Raw genomic sequence first — 16,575 nt, 5'->3', positions numbered from 1 at the left:
GTCAGTCCTGAATGAAACCTATCTTTGAGCGTGGCCCATCTCTGCCATTACGGCTGTTTTTTGCAGTCTTATGCAGTGTTGGGCTAATGACGCTGGATCGATTTACCGACAGCTCCACACAGTTGCGTAGTTATTTAACCGCAACTGTGAGTCCTTTGTATTATCTGGCCAATTTGCCCCAGGCCATGATGTCCGATGCCTCCGAACAATTTATGTCTCACCAGCGTTTACTGGAACAAAACCAGAAGTTGCGTGAAACTTTGCTCAGACAAAACACTCAGATGCAACGGCTGCAGTTTTTGCAGCAGGAAAATGACAAACTTCGTTCCTTGTTAGGTTCTGTGCCTGTCGCGGATAATAAAAGACTGGTCGCTGAAGTATTAGCGGTGTACAGCCATCCGTTCAGTAACCAGATTGTGATCAACAAAGGCAGCAATGACGGAGTCGTGGCGCAGCAACCTTTAATTGATGATTTAGGTGTACTTGGGCAAATCGTCAGTGTGGGGCCGACCAGCAGTCGCGCTTTACTCATTTCTGATACCACTCATGCGATATCTTTGCGGGTAGAACGCAACGGCGATCATGTAGTGGCTGAAGGTTTAGGTCAGTCGGACGAAGTGCGATTGATGCATATCCCGCACAGTGCCGATATTCAGCAAGGTGACAAGCTGATTACCTCAGGTTTGGACGGTGTTTTCCCTGAAGGCTACCCGGTAGCTGAAGTGGTGCGTATCAGCCGTAATGCACAACAACCATTTTTACAGGTCTATGCCCGGCCTTACGCCCAACTGGATCGTATTCGCTACGTGTTATTAGTCTGGCCTAAAGCTAAACCGGAAATTGACGAACAAATAGCTCCGCCTGAAGCTGAAGCCGCTGCTGTGGCAGGAGATCGCTGATGGAAAAGTCGCATCGTTTAATTCTGGTGTATTTATCTTTAATGTTTTCTCTGGTGCTGGCAGTAGTGCCACTGCCTGCAATAGTGAAGTTATTCAGGCCTGACTGGCCTTTGCTGGTGTTGTTTTACTGGGCTTTGGCTTTGCCGTTTCGCGTCAGTATTGGCACTGCATTTGTGGTGGGGTTCTTATTGGATGTATTGGTAGGCACTGTGCTTGGTGTGAATGCGCTGGCCTATTCAGTCATTATTTATTTCTGCTCAGCACATCATTTAAAAATCCGTAACTTTTCCATTTTGCAGCAAAGTTTAGTTATAGCGCTGTTTTTGGCTTTCTATCATTACTTTATCTTTTGGCTCAGTCATTTCTTAACAGGTGTGGTTTTTACCATGGCTTATTTATGGCCTGTGGTGACCGGAGCTGCAGTCTGGCCATGGATCTTCTGGTTACTACGCCGTATCCGCCGCCAGTTTAAAATTCATTGAGTGTTTTTATGATAGCCCTTGCGTCCGCTTCACCCCGTCGCCGCGAATTATTAGGCCAGTTGCAGCAGGATTTTGTGCTGGTCAGCGGTACTATTGACGAAACTCAGCTTGCAGGCGAAAACGCTGATCAGTACGTACTGCGTTTAGCAGAGCAAAAAGCCCGCGCAGGTTTTTCCAGTCAAACCACTCCACTTCCCACCTTAGGTGCCGATACCATAGTGCAGGTCGATGAGTTAGTTTTAGGTAAACCTGCAGATTTGGCTGATTTTCAGCGCATGATGAGGTTATTATCAGGGCGTAGTCATTGGGTGAAAACTGCTGTGGCTATTGCAACTGAACAAGACATAATCAGTACCACTGTCGTGACTAAAGTCTGGTTTAAAGCTCTGTCTGAACAGGAAATACTCTGGTACTGGAATACAGGTGAACCTGCTGATAAAGCGGGCGGTTATGGTATTCAGGGACTGGCTGGTCAGTTTGTACAACGCATAGATGGCAGTTACTTTGCTGTGGTAGGTTTGCCTTTATATGAAACCGCACAGCTGCTGCTCACACTGAAGGATGCACTATGAGCGCAGAATTACTGATCAACGTCACGCCAAGTGAAACTCGTGTGGCCTTGATTGAAAACGGTGTATTGCAGGAAGTGCATATTGAACGTCAGGCTAAACATGGTCTGGTCGGCAATATTTATATGGGCAAAATCAGTCGGGTTTTGCCTGGTATGCAGGCTGCATTTGTTGATATAGGCTTAGATAAAGCCGCGTTTTTGCATGCATCCGATATTGTCACGGCCGGTTTAAATATTGCCGATGCTGAGTTAAAAGCCGGTCCGGTGAAAGATATTCGGCTTTTAGTGCATGAAGGCCAGTTTTTGCTGGTGCAAGTGGTGAAAGACCCATTAGGCACCAAAGGCGCTCGTTTAACGACAGACATCACCTTGCCTAGCCGCCATTTGGTGTTTATGCCGGGTTCTGCTCATGTGGGTGTATCGCAACGTATTGAAAGTGAAGCAGAACGCCAGCGCTTAAAAGATATTGTCAGCACTTGTCTGGATGAAACTGGCGGTTACATAGTGCGTACTGCCGCCGAAGGTGCCGGTGAAGATGAACTGCTGCACGATGGTAAGTTTTTGCAGAAGTTATGGGCCAAAGTATTAAAACGTAAAAAAAATGCCCGCAAAGAAACCATGCTGTACGAAGAGCTCACTTTGGCTTACCGCATTTTGCGTGACTTTGTTGGTTCTGATTTAGAGCGGGTGCGCATCGACAGCAAGCTGACCTACCAGCAGTTACATGCGTTCACCGAAGAGTTTGTCCCAGAGATGACTGCCCGGCTGGAGTATTATCCGGGCGAGCGGCCAGTGTTTGATTTATTTGATGTCGAAAATGAAATTCAGCGGGCGCTGGAGCGTCGGGTCATGCTGAAAAGTGGCGGTTATCTGATGATCGATCAAACCGAAGCCATGACCACTATAGACGTCAATACCGGTGCTTTTGTCGGGCACCGTAACTTAGAAGAAACTATTTTTAATACCAACACTGAAGCCACTCAGGCGATAGCCCGCCAGCTGAGATTACGTAATCTGGGTGGCATAATTATTATCGACTTTATCGACATGCAAAGCGAAGACCATCAAAAGCGCGTATTGCATAGTCTGGAAGTGGCATTAGGCCGGGATAAAACCAAAACCAATATTCATGGATTTTCAGCTTTGGGTTTAGTCGAAATGACCCGCAAACGCACCCGTGAAAGTCTGGAACATGTGCTTTGTGGTGAGTGTCCAATTTGCGCTGGCCGTGGCAGTTTAAAAACGGTTGAAACTGTCTGTTTTGAGATTTTGCGCGAAATAGTGCGGGTGAACCGCGCTTATGTGGCAGATAAATTTGTGGTTTATGCGTCACCTGCGGTAAAAGATGCGCTAATAAACGATGAATTTCATAGCATGGCTGAACTCGAAGTGTTTATTGGTAAACAAATCAGCGTGGTGATCGAACCTCAATACGGTCAGGAACAATTTGATGTGGTGATGATGTAGTGCGGACTGTGAAACAGGCCTGGTTTTATTGCTTACACAAAATCTGGATTTTCTTTGCTATCTTCGTGGTGTTGATGGCCACACTAGTCTCAGCTCTGCGTTTTGGCCTGCCATACGCCCCAGGCTATAAAACCGACATAGAACAGTGGATCAAAGCTGAATACGGTACTGAAGTACGGATTGGCGCTTTGTCGGCTGGCTGGCAAGGCACAGGTCCGGCTTTGGTTTTGCAGCAACTTGAAGTACTGGACAGTAGTTTTCAACCGCAACTCACAGTACGGGAAACAGGTATTCGGCTGGATTTCTGGCGATCGTTACGCACTATGAAACTCAGTGCTGCTCATTTTGAACTGACAGGCTTAACCTATAGAGTAGATGCTCAGCGCTGGTTAGGCACTGGGGTTGCCACTCCTACGGATAACCAACAGCTATTTGATGCCTTGCAAGATCTGTTTTTTAAGCAATTGCAGCATTTTTCTGTGCTCGACAGCCAATTGGTGTTTAACAATGCGCAGGATGAAGATATCCGGCTTGAAATCAAAGCACTGAACTGGCAAAACGATGGTGACCGCCACCAGGGGTGGGGCGAGTTATCTGTAGCCGATGTGACCGCTAACACCTTGTCTTTTATTATTGATTTAACCGGTGAGCCAGCTAAAGCCCAGGGCCAATTGTATCTGGCCAGCCAGCAGCTGGACTTATTGCCCTGGTTCCAGCAGTTATTACCACAAACCCGCAAACTTAATAGCGCCAAACTAAACTTTGCCGCCTGGGGCGATATTAAAGCCGGTAAGTTGCAACAAATTGACGTGGCTTTATCCGACAACAATGTCGGCTGGCTGAAAGATGGTGTTTGGAACAAAGTAGCGCTTTCTGACGGTTATCTGCGTTGGGTGCCTATGGCCAAAGGCTGGAATTTAAGCTCCAGTCCTATGACATTGAGTAACAGCAACCAAAGCTGGCCGGGTTTACAACTGCAACTCAGACAAAATGAACTGGGTTATCAGGCTTCGTTACAAAACCTGCAACTAGGTATAGCGCGGCCTTTGCTGGAGTTATTCTCTGATGGCTCTGAACAATTGCAATCTTTGTTGGCCTACCAACTGGATGGCAAAATAGACAGACTGGATTTACTAACAGAAAACGACCAATGGTATCTGTCAGGGCAGTTTAATGAATTGTCTTCAGCTCCTGTGGCCGATGTTCCAGGTGTGAAAGGCTTTAATGGCCGTTTTGTTGCATCGCCGCATTTTGGCTGGGTGGGCTTAAAAGCGAAAGATGGTGCATTGCAATGGGACCAGGCTTTTAGTAAGGACTGGAGCTATAAAGGCGCTGAGTTGGAGCTGGCCTGGCGGAAGCGCGCTGGTAATTGGCAAATTCTGGTGCCTTACCTGAGTTTATGGCAAGACGCTTTTAGCCTGGAAGCCGAGCTGGTAGTGGATCTGGACGATAAACCCAATATGGATTTAGTTGCAGAGCTACATGGTGTACCTGTGCAAAACGCAGAACAGTTTTTCCCGAAGTTCTATATGCCAGAATCTGTGATTAAGTATCTCAAACCTGCGTTGTTATCCGGTGATGTCAGTTCAGGTAAAGTGCTGTGGTCTGGCGATTTTGCTGCTTACCCTTATGCCGAAAAAGACGGCGTATTTCAGGCGCTGGCGGACGTAACTAATGCTGAGTTTTTATTTGATCAAAACTGGCCAAGTTTAACGGACTTATCCGCAGAGTTATTTTTTGAAAATGCGTCCATGCTGATAAGCAGTAAGTCTGGTTATCTGGTTGATGCTCCTGTGGAACAAGGTGTGCAGGTCGGCATTCCGGATTTGTTTCATGCCGACAACTTAATTATTGATATCAAACAACAACTGCTGGCTGAACAGATCACTACCCTGATGCAGGCTTCACCTTTGCACGACTCTGTGGGTGAAACTCTGGCGTATTTAGGGGTGACAGGCCCGGTGAAAGGTGATGTGCGGCTGACTATAGGCCTGAATGAGCCAAGTGTTGATGTAAAAGGGTCTATCGACTTCGAGCGAAATGGGCTGTCTTTGTCAGCACCTGCTTTAGTCGGCGAGAACCTGACGGGGCGGCTTGAATTTCATAACGACATACTGACAGCCGATGATTTGCAGCTGTTTATCAGTAATATTCCGCTGCAGTTTAGTTTTCGAGGCGAACAGCAACAAGACAACTACAAAGTGTCGTTATTAAGCCAAGGCTTGCAGAACAGCCATGAATTGCTACTGAGTTTAGCTCCTCAACTGGAGCACTTTGCAACCGGTCCTTTAAACTGGCAGTTTAAACTCGACTTACTGTTGGCTGGTGAAGGCTATACCTATCAGGCTGATTTAGCACTGGATTTAACTGATACACAATTGTTATTACCTGCACCTTTAGCGAAAAAATCAGGTCAGGCCGGCACTGTGTACTGGTCGTCCAGCGGCAGCCAGGACAATTCAATCATTGCTCTGACCTATCAGGATTTAGTGTTTTTTGACGCCAGCTATGTGCATGCCCAAGGCCAGATCGGCCGGGCTCATTTAAGTTTAGGCGCCAAAGAAAATGCCGGTTTTGCCGATGGTTTTACCATCAGTGCAAATTTAGATAAAACAGACTTCATGCCCTGGTTTGATTTAGTGCGCCAGCAAGTCAGCCAACAGTCTGATGAGGCTGGACTGCTGCCAGCTTTGACGTCAGTGAAAGCCACTGTAAATAGCCTACATGTGACAGATGACATCCAGTTGGATCAAGTGCAGTTGCTGTTAAAACCTGAAACAGATTTTTGGCTGGCAGATATTAGTTCAGCTCAAACCAAAGGCCAGTTAAAGCTGGCAAAAGATCTGATGGCGCAAGGTATAGAAGCCAATCTGGAATTTTTAAAACTCTTCCCTTACGATCCGAAGCAGGCTGAAGCCGAGAGCTTAGCTGCGGCAGAGTCCATTGCAAAACTGACCAAAGAGCAACAAATTGCCAAAGCTCTGGCTGACGTGGTGAAACCCGAACCTATGCCATGGCTGGCCGATTTGCCACCAATCAAACTGGATTGTAAAAGTTGTGTGTTTGGACCCTTTGATTTAGGCCAGTTAAACATGCACACCGACTCTGACGGAGAGCGCTTAACTATTCATAGCTTTGAGTCCCGTTACAAAAATCATCAATTGAGTATTAAAGGTCAATGGCAAAAAGATGCTGAAGCCGGTGTAACGACTTTATCTGCTAAATTGACTAGCCCTGACTTTGGCCAACTGATGAAAGACTACCATTTAAGTGCAGCTATAGCAGGCAGTCCGGCTGAAGTTCAAATCGACACATTAAGTTGGGCTGGCGGTCCTACTCAGTTTAATTACGCCACCTTAGGCGGCAAATTAAACTGGCAGTTAGGCGAAGGCTCTCTGTCTGAGGTCAGCGACAAAGGCGCTCGTTTATTGTCTGTGTTTAGTCTGGGATCTCTGGTGCGCAAGCTGAAACTGGATTTCAGAGATATATTTGCTAAAGGTTTTTTCTACACCGAAATGAAAGGTGATTTGCAACTGGATAAAGGTGTGGTTCATACCAACAATACCTTAGTGGACGGTGCTGCCGGAAAAATTGAAATTCAGGGTTACGCAGATTTAGTCACGCGTCAGCTGGATTATCAGATGGCGTTTTTACCAAAAATCACCTCAAGTCTGCCAGTGCTTGTGGCTTTGTTGCAGTTTAACCCTGCGACTGGCTTAGCTGCTTTAGCACTTGATGAACTGGTCGAATCGGCTGAAGTGGTGTCTAAAGTCAATTTTGTCGTGACAGGTAATTTTGACCAGCCAGAAGTGGTGGAAGTGGCGCGTCATACCACAGAGGTCGAAGTGCCACGTTCTGAGCTGTTAAAAGCCGAGCAGGAAAAACGTATACGTTTGCAGCAAGAGCAAGAGTCACAACAACGGCCTGTCAAACCTGCGACAAGCAGTAAAGCAAAGGATAAAACCAAGGAAAAAGCTAATGGCTAACCTCTGGCGTTTATCTGCTGTGCAGCTGACCAGTGGCCCTGATCCTATGGCTAATCTGGCCAAAGTGGATCTGTTACTGTCGCAACTGCCTAAAACAGAACAACACCTTGCTGTATTGCCTGAAGGTGTGACTGTATTTGCCGGGCCTGATGGGCTAAACCTGCAGTTGGCGGAAGTCTTAGGCTCTGGTCTGTTACAAAAGGCTTATGCGGCTTTGGCAAAAAAGTATCAGTTGTATTTATTAGTGGGCACTTTGCCAACCTGCAGTTCTGATCCAACACGTTTTGCCGCCAGTAGTTTGTTATATAGCCCGGAAGGCGAGTTGATTGGTGATTATCAGAAAATTCATTTGTTTGATGCTTTAGTTAACGACAGCAGCAAGCAGTATCTGGAATCAGCCACTACTATGCCCGGTGATAAATTAAGCCTGGTGCAGCTGCAACAGCTAAAGCTAGGTATGTTGATTTGTTACGATATGCGGTTTCCCGGATTAACCCAGGCTTTAGCAGCTCAGGGCATGAACGTAATGGCTGTGCCTTCGGCCTTCACTACAGTGACAGGGGAGGCACATTGGCATACCTTATTAAGAGCAAGGGCGATAGAAAGCCAGAGTTTTGTTGTAGCGCCGGCTCAGGTTGGTACTCATCCTAATGGTCGTCAGACCTATGGCCATAGTTTAATTATAGACCCATGGGGCCGCATTCTGGCCGAAGCCGATGGCAGCAACGAAATGGTGCTGAGTGTCGAAACAGATTTAGATCTTTGCCAGCAGCTGGCAGAGAAAATGCCGGTAAGGCACCACAACAGATTTCAAAGTGAGTTCAAAGCATGAGTAACGTCGAACACAACCTGTTAAGCGCCAGTGACTTAAGCGCCAGTGATTTACAACAAAGCTTAGGTTTTTTGTTTGCGCACAAGCTGGATTACGCCGACCTGTATTTTCAGTCCAGTGTGCATGAGTCCTGGGGTTTGGAAGATGGTTTAGTCAAAGACGGCTCCTTTAATATCGAACGTGGTGTTGGTGTTCGCGCTATTAGCGGTGAAAAAACCGGCTTCGCTTATGCCGATTCTATTTCTGCTGCAGCTTTAAAACAGGCGGCTGAGGCGGCCCGTGGCATCGCTGGTGCTGGCAAACAAGGATCAGTGCAGGTATTTAAACAGCAATCCCAGCCACAAATTTATTTACCTTGTGAGCCGCTGCAAAGTTTAGACAATACCGCCAAGGTTGAGCTGCTCAAGCAGATGGAAGTTTATATTCGCAGCCTCGATAGTCGCGCTGAACAAGTAGCTGTTAGTTTATCCGGTGTGTATGAAGAAGTGCTAGTAGCTGCATCTGACGGTACTTTTGCCACAGATATCCGTCCTTTAGTGCGGTTAAACTGTTCTGTGCTGCTGCAGCACAATGGTCGCCGTGAACGTGGCGGTAGCGGTGGTGGTGCCCGTACCAACTATCAGTATTTCCTTGAAGACGTCAATGGCTCACCACGCTGGCAGGGGTATGCCCGTGAAGCTGTGCGTATGGCTCAGGTGAACTTAACAGCGGTCGACGCTCCAGCTGGTACTATGCCTGTGGTATTAGGTTCAGGCTGGCCTGGCGTGTTATTACACGAAGCCGTAGGCCATGGTTTGGAAGGCGACTTTAACCGCAAAGGCTCTTCGACTTTTGCTGGCCGCATTGGTGAACAGGTTGCCTCCAAACATTGTACTATTGTCGATGATGGCACCTTAGCCCATCGCCGTGGTTCATTGAATATCGACGACGAAGGCACAGCCAGTCAATACAACGTGTTGATCGAAAACGGTATTCTGAAAGGTTATATGCAGGATAAACACAACGCCATGTTGATGAACGTGGCGCCTACAGGCAATGGCCGACGTGAGTCTTTTGCCCATTTGCCTATGCCTCGTATGACCAATACCTACATGCTGGCGGGTGAATACGACCCACAGGAAATTATCGGCAGCGTGAAAAAAGGTATTTATGCACCGAATTTTGGTGGTGGTCAGGTGGATATCACGTCAGGCAAATTTGTGTTTTCAGCCTCAGAAGCTTATCTGATTGAGGATGGCAAAATTACCACACCTATTAAAGGCGCAACCCTGATTGGCAACGGCCCGGAGGCGATGCAGCAAGTGTCTATGGTCGGTAACGACCTGACGCTGGATGCTGGGGTTGGCGTCTGTGGTAAACAAGGCCAAAGCTTGCCTGTAGGTGTGGGTCAACCGACCTTAAAACTGGATGCGATGACGGTAGGTGGTACAGCGTAAGCTGGTTTAGACGAAAAACACTAGGACTTTGTGCCGTTTTGCGGCAAGATCCCACTCATTAAAATTAAGCTCTTAAATGGGGTCAGATCACATTGTTAGCTGCTAACAATGTGATCTGACCCTAATTTAACTGACTGAGAATTTTGCCTGTTATGTTACAAACCTTGTTAAACAGACGTCGCCTGGCCAAATTGCCAAAAACAGATCTGGTGGCTGAAACCTTTTCTGTGTTGTGGTCAGCTGCTGAATATAAAAGCACTGTGCTGGATCTGATCCAGCGCGCTCAACATCGTATTGTGATCACTGCTTTGTATCTGCAGGCTGATGAAGCGGGCGAACAAATTCTGCGGGCCTTGTTTGCGGCCAAACAGCAAAAACCAGATTTACAGGTAACTGTTTACGTCGATTACCACAGAGCTCGTCGTGGCCTGATAGGTCAGGAAGGCGCTCGCACCAATAACGATTTTTACCGTGAAATAGCCAAAGACTACGACTTGCCTATTCAAATCATTGGCGTGCCGGTAAAAAAGCGTGAGCTATTTGGTGTACTGCATTTAAAAGGTTTTGTGTTTGATCAAACCCTGCTGTACAGCGGTGCTTCACTGAACAATGTCTATCTGGCAGAAGAAAACCGTTATCGTGCCGACCGCTATTTAGTACTGCAAAATCAGGTGATGACAGACGCCATAGTGCAAGCGCATCAGCAGTTATTTGGCGATGAAGAACAAACGCCTGAACTCTTGGATGACGAGGCTTATGTTAGTCAGGCGGTCAAACGTCAGTCGCGTTTATGGCTGAAGCACGCCAAAGCGACTCGTTATCAGTATGAAGATAAAACAGACTCAGCGCTGCGCGCATCCTTACTGATGGGCTTAGGCCGTCGCAACAATGAGCTCAATAGCACTGTACTGGCTCTGCTTTCGGTGGCGCAGCAGGAAGTGCTGATTTACACCCCTTATTTTAATCCACCTGTGGCTTTGGCCAGAGCGCTGCGTAAATGTTTAAAACGTGGTGTCACTGTGACCATAGTGGTAGGTGATAAAACCGCTAACGATTTTTATATTCCACCAGGTCAGCGTTTTAGCAAAATTGGTGGTTTGCCTTATTTCTACGAAACCATTTTGCGTAAGTTTGTCCGTGCTAATCAGAAATTTATCGATGCAGGTATACTGCACGTCAAACTGTGGAAACACCAAGACAACAGCTATCACCTTAAAGGCTTAAGTGTGGATGGTGTAAAACATCTGTTTACCGGTCACAATTTAAATCCGCGTGCTTTTGCTTTGGATTTTGAAAACGGTATTTATGTGGAAGACGATCTGCAGCAATTAAAAGCCTTGCTGGAACAGGAAAAGCAGGTGATCACAGCCCACAGCAGTGAAATCGTGCATTATTCTGAAATTGAAACTGTGCGGGATTATCCGGACGTAGTACAAAAGCTGTTAGGCCAATTACGCCGTATAGGTGCGGATTTAGTGGTGAAACGTCTGATATAGATGGGTCAGAGCTGATAGCTCTGACCTCAGCATTAGTCTTCTAAAATAGCTGGCTTAATCAGCTGGAACAATTCACGGAAAGCCTTAGGTGGCAGATCCTTTTCCTGTTCTCTTTTTGCATTACGAATAAGTGCGCGTAACTGCTGTACGTCCACTTCTGGAAAAGCTGCAACAAATTCAGTTAACGCATCCGGACTGGCAATCAGTTTATCACGCCAGGTTTCCACTAAGTGAAACTTACGGGTCGCGGCCTGATTGGTGTTACGCAGCACAGCCAAAGCACGTTCAATAGGCTCCAGATCACGGGTACGCATTAAACGACCAATAAACTGAATATGACGACGCAGCGCTTCGTGTTTTTTCGACAGCTTATCAGCCAGAGCCAAAGCGTCTTTTAATTCATCATCTAAATCTAACTTAGCACGGGCAGCAGGGCTTAAAGCCACCAGGTCTTCACCCAGTTTCTGCAGCGCAGTCATCTCTTTTTTAACTTGGGTCTTACTTTTACCATACTCAACATCCCAGTCGTCGCCATGGGTAAAGTCGGTCAAATCGGCCATAGAATTCTCTTACCATCTAATTAATGTACATAGTATACCCGATCTACTGAGCAATAGCAGCGGCGCCCTTCGTACTTGAAGCCGCAGCGGCGTTGACTGCGCTCATAGCCCCAGTCACATAGACAACTATGCTCCTGGGGTCTCTCTCGCTTGTCGCCTTGCTGCAACTCCAATTACTTTGGGCCGAGTTGTCCAACATAGTGGCAGCTGCGTTGGTGGCCCCTACGTCCAATTTTTTCAGAACTATGGTAAGCTGAAGCCACATTCTGGCAGTCAAAACAGAACACTCTGACAGGTAAAGCAATGAGTCAAACCGAAGTTACAATCTGGCAAGAAATCGCCGAAGTAAAAGATGCTGTCAGCCAGGTGCTGGCACATGCAAAACAATTAGGTGCCAGCAGTGCCGAAGCCTCGATGAATCGTACTCGTGGTTTAAGTGTCGAAACCCGCCATGGTGAAGTGGAAACCGTTGAATTTAATCAGGACGGTGGTTTAGGCATCAGTATTTATGTTGGTCAGCGTAAAGGTTCTGCTTCTACAGCAGATTTAAGCCCTGCCGCTTTAAAACGCACAGTCGAAGCTGCTATTGATATAGCCCGATACACCTCTGAAGATCCACATGCGGGTTTAGCTGATGCGGCCTGGCTGGAATTATCGCCACCGGATCTGGATTTGTTCCACCCGGCTTCTGTCTCTACCGAACAAGCTATCGAATGGTGTAAAGCCTCAGAAGAAGCCGCTTTTGCTTATGATGCCCGTATCACCAACTCTGAAGGCGCGTCTTTTTCTTCCCATCAGGGCTTAAAGGTTTATGGTAACAGCCATGGTCAGTTGGTCGGTTACCCAAGCAGCCGTCACAGTTTAAGCTGTGTGGTGATTGGTGAAGACGGCGACGATATGCAGCGCGATTACAGTTACACAGTGGCCCGTGAATTAAGTGCTTTATTGGACCCGGCACAAATCGGCCGCGAAGCTGCACTGGAAACAGTACAACGCTTAAATGGCCGCAAGCTGGGCACGCAAAAAGTGCCGGTGATTTTCCGTGCTGATATCGCCAGCAGTATTTTTGGTCATCTGGTGTCTGCGATCAGTGGTGGCAGTATTTACCGTAAATCCAGTTTCCTGCTGGATAAAGTAGGCCAGCCAGTCATGTCTGATAAAGTCACTATCATTGAACGTCCGCATTTAAAACAAGCTTTAGCTTCCAGTCCTTTTGATGGCGAAGGTGTAAAAACCCGCGATTTAACCATACTGGATAAAGGCGTCTTAAATACCTACCTGACCACCAGTTATTCAGGCCGCAAGTTAGGTTTACCAAGCACGGGTCATGCCGGTGGTATTCATAACTGGTTAGTGCAACATGGTGATGCCGACTTAGCTCAGCTGTGCCGTGATATGGGCACTGGTTTGTTAGTGACAGAACTGATGGGGCAGGGCGTCAATACAGTCACAGGCGACTATTCACGTGGTGCTGCTGGTTTCTGGATTGAAAACGGCCAAATTCAGTTCCCTGTATCCGAAATCACTATAGCCGGTACTTTGCAGCAAATGTTTATGGATATTCAGGCCATAGGCAAAGACGTTGACCCTCGTGGTGGCGTGCTGACAGGTTCAGTGCTGATAGGCCAGATGCAAATCGCTGGTCATTAACCCCGTCGTCCTTGAAGCTGCAGCTTTGTTGACTGCGCATATTTGACTCAGAGGAGCTCGACATGGAGACGGGCGGGGACAAGCCCGCGCCCCTACATTGTCGCCTCGCTGCATCTTCAAGTAACTTGGGTATATCTGCAGGTTGGAGTCTACGACTCTGATCTGTTTTCCTCCTTGATTTTTCTGAACTTTCCCCCAGCTATACCCACTAAAGCATTAATTATTTTCCCCGGAGTTTTTATGAAGTCCTTATCTTTTTTAGTACCAGCTACTTTATCTTTTTTGTTGACCAGCTGTGGCTATTTAGCCGGGGATGAAAAACAGCAGTTAGAACAAGCCTGGCTAGCGAAAGATCAGCAGCTACAGCAGGCGGTAGAGCAAATCCGTACTCAGGGTTTGGAAGCTGTTGCCAATGGTGCAGAAGCTGGCACAGTCGCTTCTTGTGTGGCTACCACTTTAGTGGCCGATCCGGTTGGTCGTTTAATCAGTGTGGAAGGCGCTTTGGTTGAGTCAGCCAAGGTGTCACAGTTACTGGCTGATTTACAGCAGGTGATGGAACAGGATGTATCACTGGAGCAAATGGCGGGTTTCTTACAACGTGGTGCTGATGCCGCTCTGTATGCTAAAACCTTAATTGAACAACAAGGTTTAGAGCAGGCATTACAGACATTAAAGCAGATGGCAATCGCCAGCCAGCAGTTTGCCCAACAGGACTTAGGTGCGCATTTACAGCAGCTGTTAAGTACTTGTCATACCAAGCCCGCTGAGAATAGTGAAGCGTGACAAATAATTTGTAGAATATAGTCGCAACAACCTTCCTGATAGTTGCGACATACCGTCCATAAAAAAGCCGCTCAGAGAGCGGCTTTTGTGTCTTGAAACCAGCAGATCTTAGTTAATACCAGTCTTTAAACCACGGCGTATTAACAGCGCATCTGTGGTAGGTTCCTGACCACGGAAAGCTTTGTAAGCTTCCATAGGGTCTTTGCTGTTACCAATAGACAGAATGTTTTTACGGAAGTTAATGCCGTTTTCCAGCTTCAGGCCACCCTGAGTTTGCACATAGGCAAAAGCGTCAGCAGCCAGAATTTCACTCCACATATAGGCATAGTAACTGGCTGAGTAACCACCAGAGAAAACGTGAGCGAAGAACGTCGACTTGTAACGTGGCGGTACTGCAGCTAAATCCACACCGTGCTTTTTCAGTGCTTCGGCTTCAAACTTCTGTACGTCCTGCAGTGGAGCGTCGGCTGGCAGAGAGTGCCATTCCATGTCCAGCAGTGCAGAAGACATATATTCCAGTGTGTCATAACCCTGGTTGAAGCTGCGTGACTTCATGATTTTTGCCAGCAGTTCAGCAGGAATAGCTTCGCCTGTTTTATAGTGCTTGGCGTAGTTGCCAATCACGTCAGGGTGAGCCGCCCAGTCTTCCTGGAAAGTCGACGGGAATTCAACGAAATCGCGTGATACTGAAGTACCAGCTAAAGTCGGGTAAGTCACATCTGAGAATAAACCGTGCACAGCATGACCAAATTCATGGAACATAGTAGTGACGTTGTCATAGCTCACCAGCGTAGGTTCACCGGCCGGGCCTTTAGGGATGTTCATCACGTTCACAACGACAGGCTTCTGGTTTAACAGCTTGCTTTGCTCAACAAAAGAACTCATCCAGGCACCACCACGTTTGCCGTCACGGGCGAAGTAGTCAGCATAGAAAATTGCAATGCTTGTGCCGTCAGCGTCAAAGACTTCATAAGCTTTTACATCCGGGTGATACACAGGTAAATCCGGACGGGCTTTCATGGTAATACCAAACAGTTTGTTCATGGTGTAGAACATACCGTCATTCAGTACACGCTCAAATTCGAAGTACTGACGAACTTCGGCTTCGTCTAAATCGTATTTGGCTTTACGTACTTTTTCGCCGTAGAACTCCCAGTCCCATGGTTGTAATTCAAAGTCACCGCCGGTTTCTTTGATCATCGCCTGAATAGCTTCAGCTTCTTTTTTGGTGTTTTCCACTACGGCAGGAACCATAGAAGCGAACATATCCAGTACAGCTTTAGGAGTTTTCGCCATGGTCGGTTCTAACTGGTACGCAGCCCAGTTGTCATAACCTAACAGCTTGGCACGCTCTGCACGTAACTGAGCTAAACGGGCAACGATAGGCTGGTTGTCTGTGTCACCTGAAGTACCACGATAGGCCGAAGCTTCCCAAACTTTTTTCCGTACTTCGCGGTTTTCCAGTGAAGCTAAAGCTGGCTGACGGGTGGTGTTGGTAATTTCAATAATAAATTTACCTTCTTTACCCTTAGCTTTAGCGCCTTCTGCCGCTGCAGTAATTTCAGCTTCTGATAAACCCGCTAATTCTTCTTTAGTATCCACATAAACCGCGATCTGATCTTTCATCGCCATCAGGTTTTGCTGGTACTTGTTGGTCAGTGTGGACTGTTCTTCGTTTAACGCGCGGATTTTAGTTTTTTGTTCTTCAGTTAAGTTGGCGCCAGCGCGAACAAAACGCTCATAATAATCTTCCACCAAACGGGTTGCTTCACCGTCTAAACCTGAAGTGGCACGAGCGTCATACACTGCTTTTACGCGGGCAAACAATTCCGGGTTCAGGTTGATATTGTCTGAGTGCGCAGCAAATTTAGGCGCCATTTCGGACTGAATTTTCAGGATCTCATCGTTGCTGATAGTGCCTGTCATATTAAAGAATGTAGTGGAGGCACGAGTTAACAACTCACCACTTTTTTCCATGGCCACAATGGTGTTTTCAAAGGTAGCTGGTTCTTTGTTTTCAGCAATAGCCAGGATCTCAGCCATATGCTGCTTAATCCCTTCTTCCATGGCTGGCTGGTAATGTTCAACTTTAATTTTGTCGAATTCTGGCGCTTCGTACTGCAGAGTACTTTTTACGAACAATGGATTACTCACTGCACTTTGCTCCGTTGCTGGTGCAGCAGGTTGAGCTTGCTCAACTGCTGCTGTGGTTTTAGCTTCTTCGGCTGGCTTGGAACAAGCACTTAAAGCGACTGCCGCACCAATGGCGCTGGCGATTAAGGTCTTACGCATGGATTTTTCCTCTGGGTATCTTGGTTGTTTTTTTGTTATGGAATGACAGTAAAACTCATTAACTGTTAACTGGTCGAGTATGCCAAAAGCGAGGGTCAAATAATAGGTTTTGCAGTAAATG

Annotated in this window: 12 protein-coding genes; 10 read left to right on the top strand and 2 right to left on the bottom strand. The window is 47.1% G+C overall.

Annotated elements, in window-relative coordinates:
* The first annotated feature begins 11 nt into the window (after positions 1 to 11).
* The 8 genes from mreC (at position 12) to pssA (ending at position 11,169) form a co-directional block, all read left to right on the top strand.
* Complete coding sequence (gene mreC / locus EK374_RS18325) at positions 12 to 899, top strand: rod shape-determining protein MreC (protein WP_127025977.1); 888 nt, start codon at positions 12 to 14, stop codon at positions 897 to 899.
* Complete coding sequence (mreD, locus tag EK374_RS18320; protein WP_127025976.1) at positions 899 to 1,381, top strand: rod shape-determining protein MreD; 483 nt, start codon at positions 899 to 901, stop codon at positions 1,379 to 1,381. Before mreC ends, mreD begins: the two co-directional genes overlap by 1 nt.
* Before the next feature lie 8 nt (positions 1,382 to 1,389).
* Positions 1,390 to 1,953, top strand: coding sequence for a Maf family protein (locus tag EK374_RS18315; protein ID WP_127025975.1), 564 nt, complete (start codon positions 1,390 to 1,392; stop codon positions 1,951 to 1,953).
* Positions 1,950 to 3,419: a ribonuclease G gene (rng, locus tag EK374_RS18310; RefSeq protein WP_127025974.1), complete on the top strand. Its 1,470-nt coding sequence runs from the start codon at positions 1,950 to 1,952 to the stop codon at positions 3,417 to 3,419. Before EK374_RS18315 ends, rng begins: the two co-directional genes overlap by 4 nt.
* Complete coding sequence (locus EK374_RS18305) at positions 3,419 to 7,405, top strand: YhdP family protein (RefSeq protein ID WP_325049684.1); 3,987 nt, start codon at positions 3,419 to 3,421, stop codon at positions 7,403 to 7,405. The genes rng and EK374_RS18305 overlap by 1 nt, the downstream gene beginning before the upstream one ends.
* Positions 7,398 to 8,237: a carbon-nitrogen hydrolase family protein gene (locus tag EK374_RS18300; protein WP_127025972.1), complete on the top strand. Its 840-nt coding sequence runs from the start codon at positions 7,398 to 7,400 to the stop codon at positions 8,235 to 8,237. The genes EK374_RS18305 and EK374_RS18300 overlap by 8 nt, the downstream gene beginning before the upstream one ends.
* On the top strand, positions 8,234 to 9,673 hold the full coding sequence (gene tldD / locus EK374_RS18295) for a metalloprotease TldD (protein ID WP_127025971.1): 1,440 nt from the start codon (positions 8,234 to 8,236) through the stop codon (positions 9,671 to 9,673). The genes EK374_RS18300 and tldD overlap by 4 nt, the downstream gene beginning before the upstream one ends.
* Before the next feature lie 152 nt (positions 9,674 to 9,825).
* A complete protein-coding gene (pssA, locus tag EK374_RS18290) occupies positions 9,826 to 11,169 on the top strand; it encodes a CDP-diacylglycerol--serine O-phosphatidyltransferase (protein ID WP_127025970.1) in 1,344 nt (447 codons plus the stop codon).
* A gap of 32 nt (positions 11,170 to 11,201) precedes the next feature.
* Here the strand turns inward: pssA and yjgA are convergent, their stop codons facing one another.
* Positions 11,202 to 11,729 carry a ribosome biogenesis factor YjgA gene (gene yjgA / locus EK374_RS18285; protein WP_127025969.1) on the bottom strand — a complete coding sequence of 176 codons (528 nt, stop codon included), beginning with the start codon at positions 11,727 to 11,729 and terminating at the stop codon, positions 11,202 to 11,204.
* A 303-nt stretch (positions 11,730 to 12,032) separates the two neighbouring features.
* On the opposite strand from yjgA, the gene pmbA reads away from it, so the two are divergent.
* Entirely contained in the window at positions 12,033 to 13,379 is a 1,347-nt protein-coding gene (gene pmbA / locus EK374_RS18280) for a metalloprotease PmbA (RefSeq protein ID WP_127025968.1), read from the top strand.
* 240 nt (positions 13,380 to 13,619) lie between these two features.
* Entirely contained in the window at positions 13,620 to 14,162 is a 543-nt protein-coding gene (locus EK374_RS18275; protein WP_127025967.1) for a hypothetical protein, read from the top strand.
* 108 nt (positions 14,163 to 14,270) lie between these two features.
* On the opposite strand, the gene EK374_RS18270 is transcribed toward EK374_RS18275, so the two are convergent.
* Positions 14,271 to 16,454: a M3 family metallopeptidase gene (locus tag EK374_RS18270; RefSeq protein WP_127025966.1), complete on the bottom strand. Its 2,184-nt coding sequence runs from the start codon at positions 16,452 to 16,454 to the stop codon at positions 14,271 to 14,273.
* Positions 16,455 to 16,575 lie beyond the last annotated feature (121 nt).

The organism is Rheinheimera mangrovi, from assembly GCF_003990335.1.
GTDB lineage: Bacteria > Pseudomonadota > Gammaproteobacteria > Enterobacterales > Alteromonadaceae > Pararheinheimera > Pararheinheimera mangrovi.
This window is presented reverse-complemented; position numbering and strand designations above follow the sequence as displayed.

Coding starts and splice junctions, on each gene's coding strand:
- mreC (WP_127025977.1), top strand. CDS start 12: ATGAAACCTATCTTTGAGCGTGGCCCATCTCTGCCATTACGGCTGTTT.
- mreD (WP_127025976.1), top strand. CDS start 899: ATGGAAAAGTCGCATCGTTTAATTCTGGTGTATTTATCTTTAATGTTT.
- EK374_RS18315 (WP_127025975.1), top strand. CDS start 1,390: ATGATAGCCCTTGCGTCCGCTTCACCCCGTCGCCGCGAATTATTAGGC.
- rng (WP_127025974.1), top strand. CDS start 1,950: ATGAGCGCAGAATTACTGATCAACGTCACGCCAAGTGAAACTCGTGTG.
- EK374_RS18300 (WP_127025972.1), top strand. CDS start 7,398: ATGGCTAACCTCTGGCGTTTATCTGCTGTGCAGCTGACCAGTGGCCCT.
- tldD (WP_127025971.1), top strand. CDS start 8,234: ATGAGTAACGTCGAACACAACCTGTTAAGCGCCAGTGACTTAAGCGCC.
- pssA (WP_127025970.1), top strand. CDS start 9,826: ATGTTACAAACCTTGTTAAACAGACGTCGCCTGGCCAAATTGCCAAAA.
- yjgA (WP_127025969.1), bottom strand. CDS start 11,729: ATGGCCGATTTGACCGACTTTACCCATGGCGACGACTGGGATGTTGAG.
- pmbA (WP_127025968.1), top strand. CDS start 12,033: ATGAGTCAAACCGAAGTTACAATCTGGCAAGAAATCGCCGAAGTAAAA.
- EK374_RS18275 (WP_127025967.1), top strand. CDS start 13,620: ATGAAGTCCTTATCTTTTTTAGTACCAGCTACTTTATCTTTTTTGTTG.
- EK374_RS18270 (WP_127025966.1), bottom strand. CDS start 16,454: ATGCGTAAGACCTTAATCGCCAGCGCCATTGGTGCGGCAGTCGCTTTA.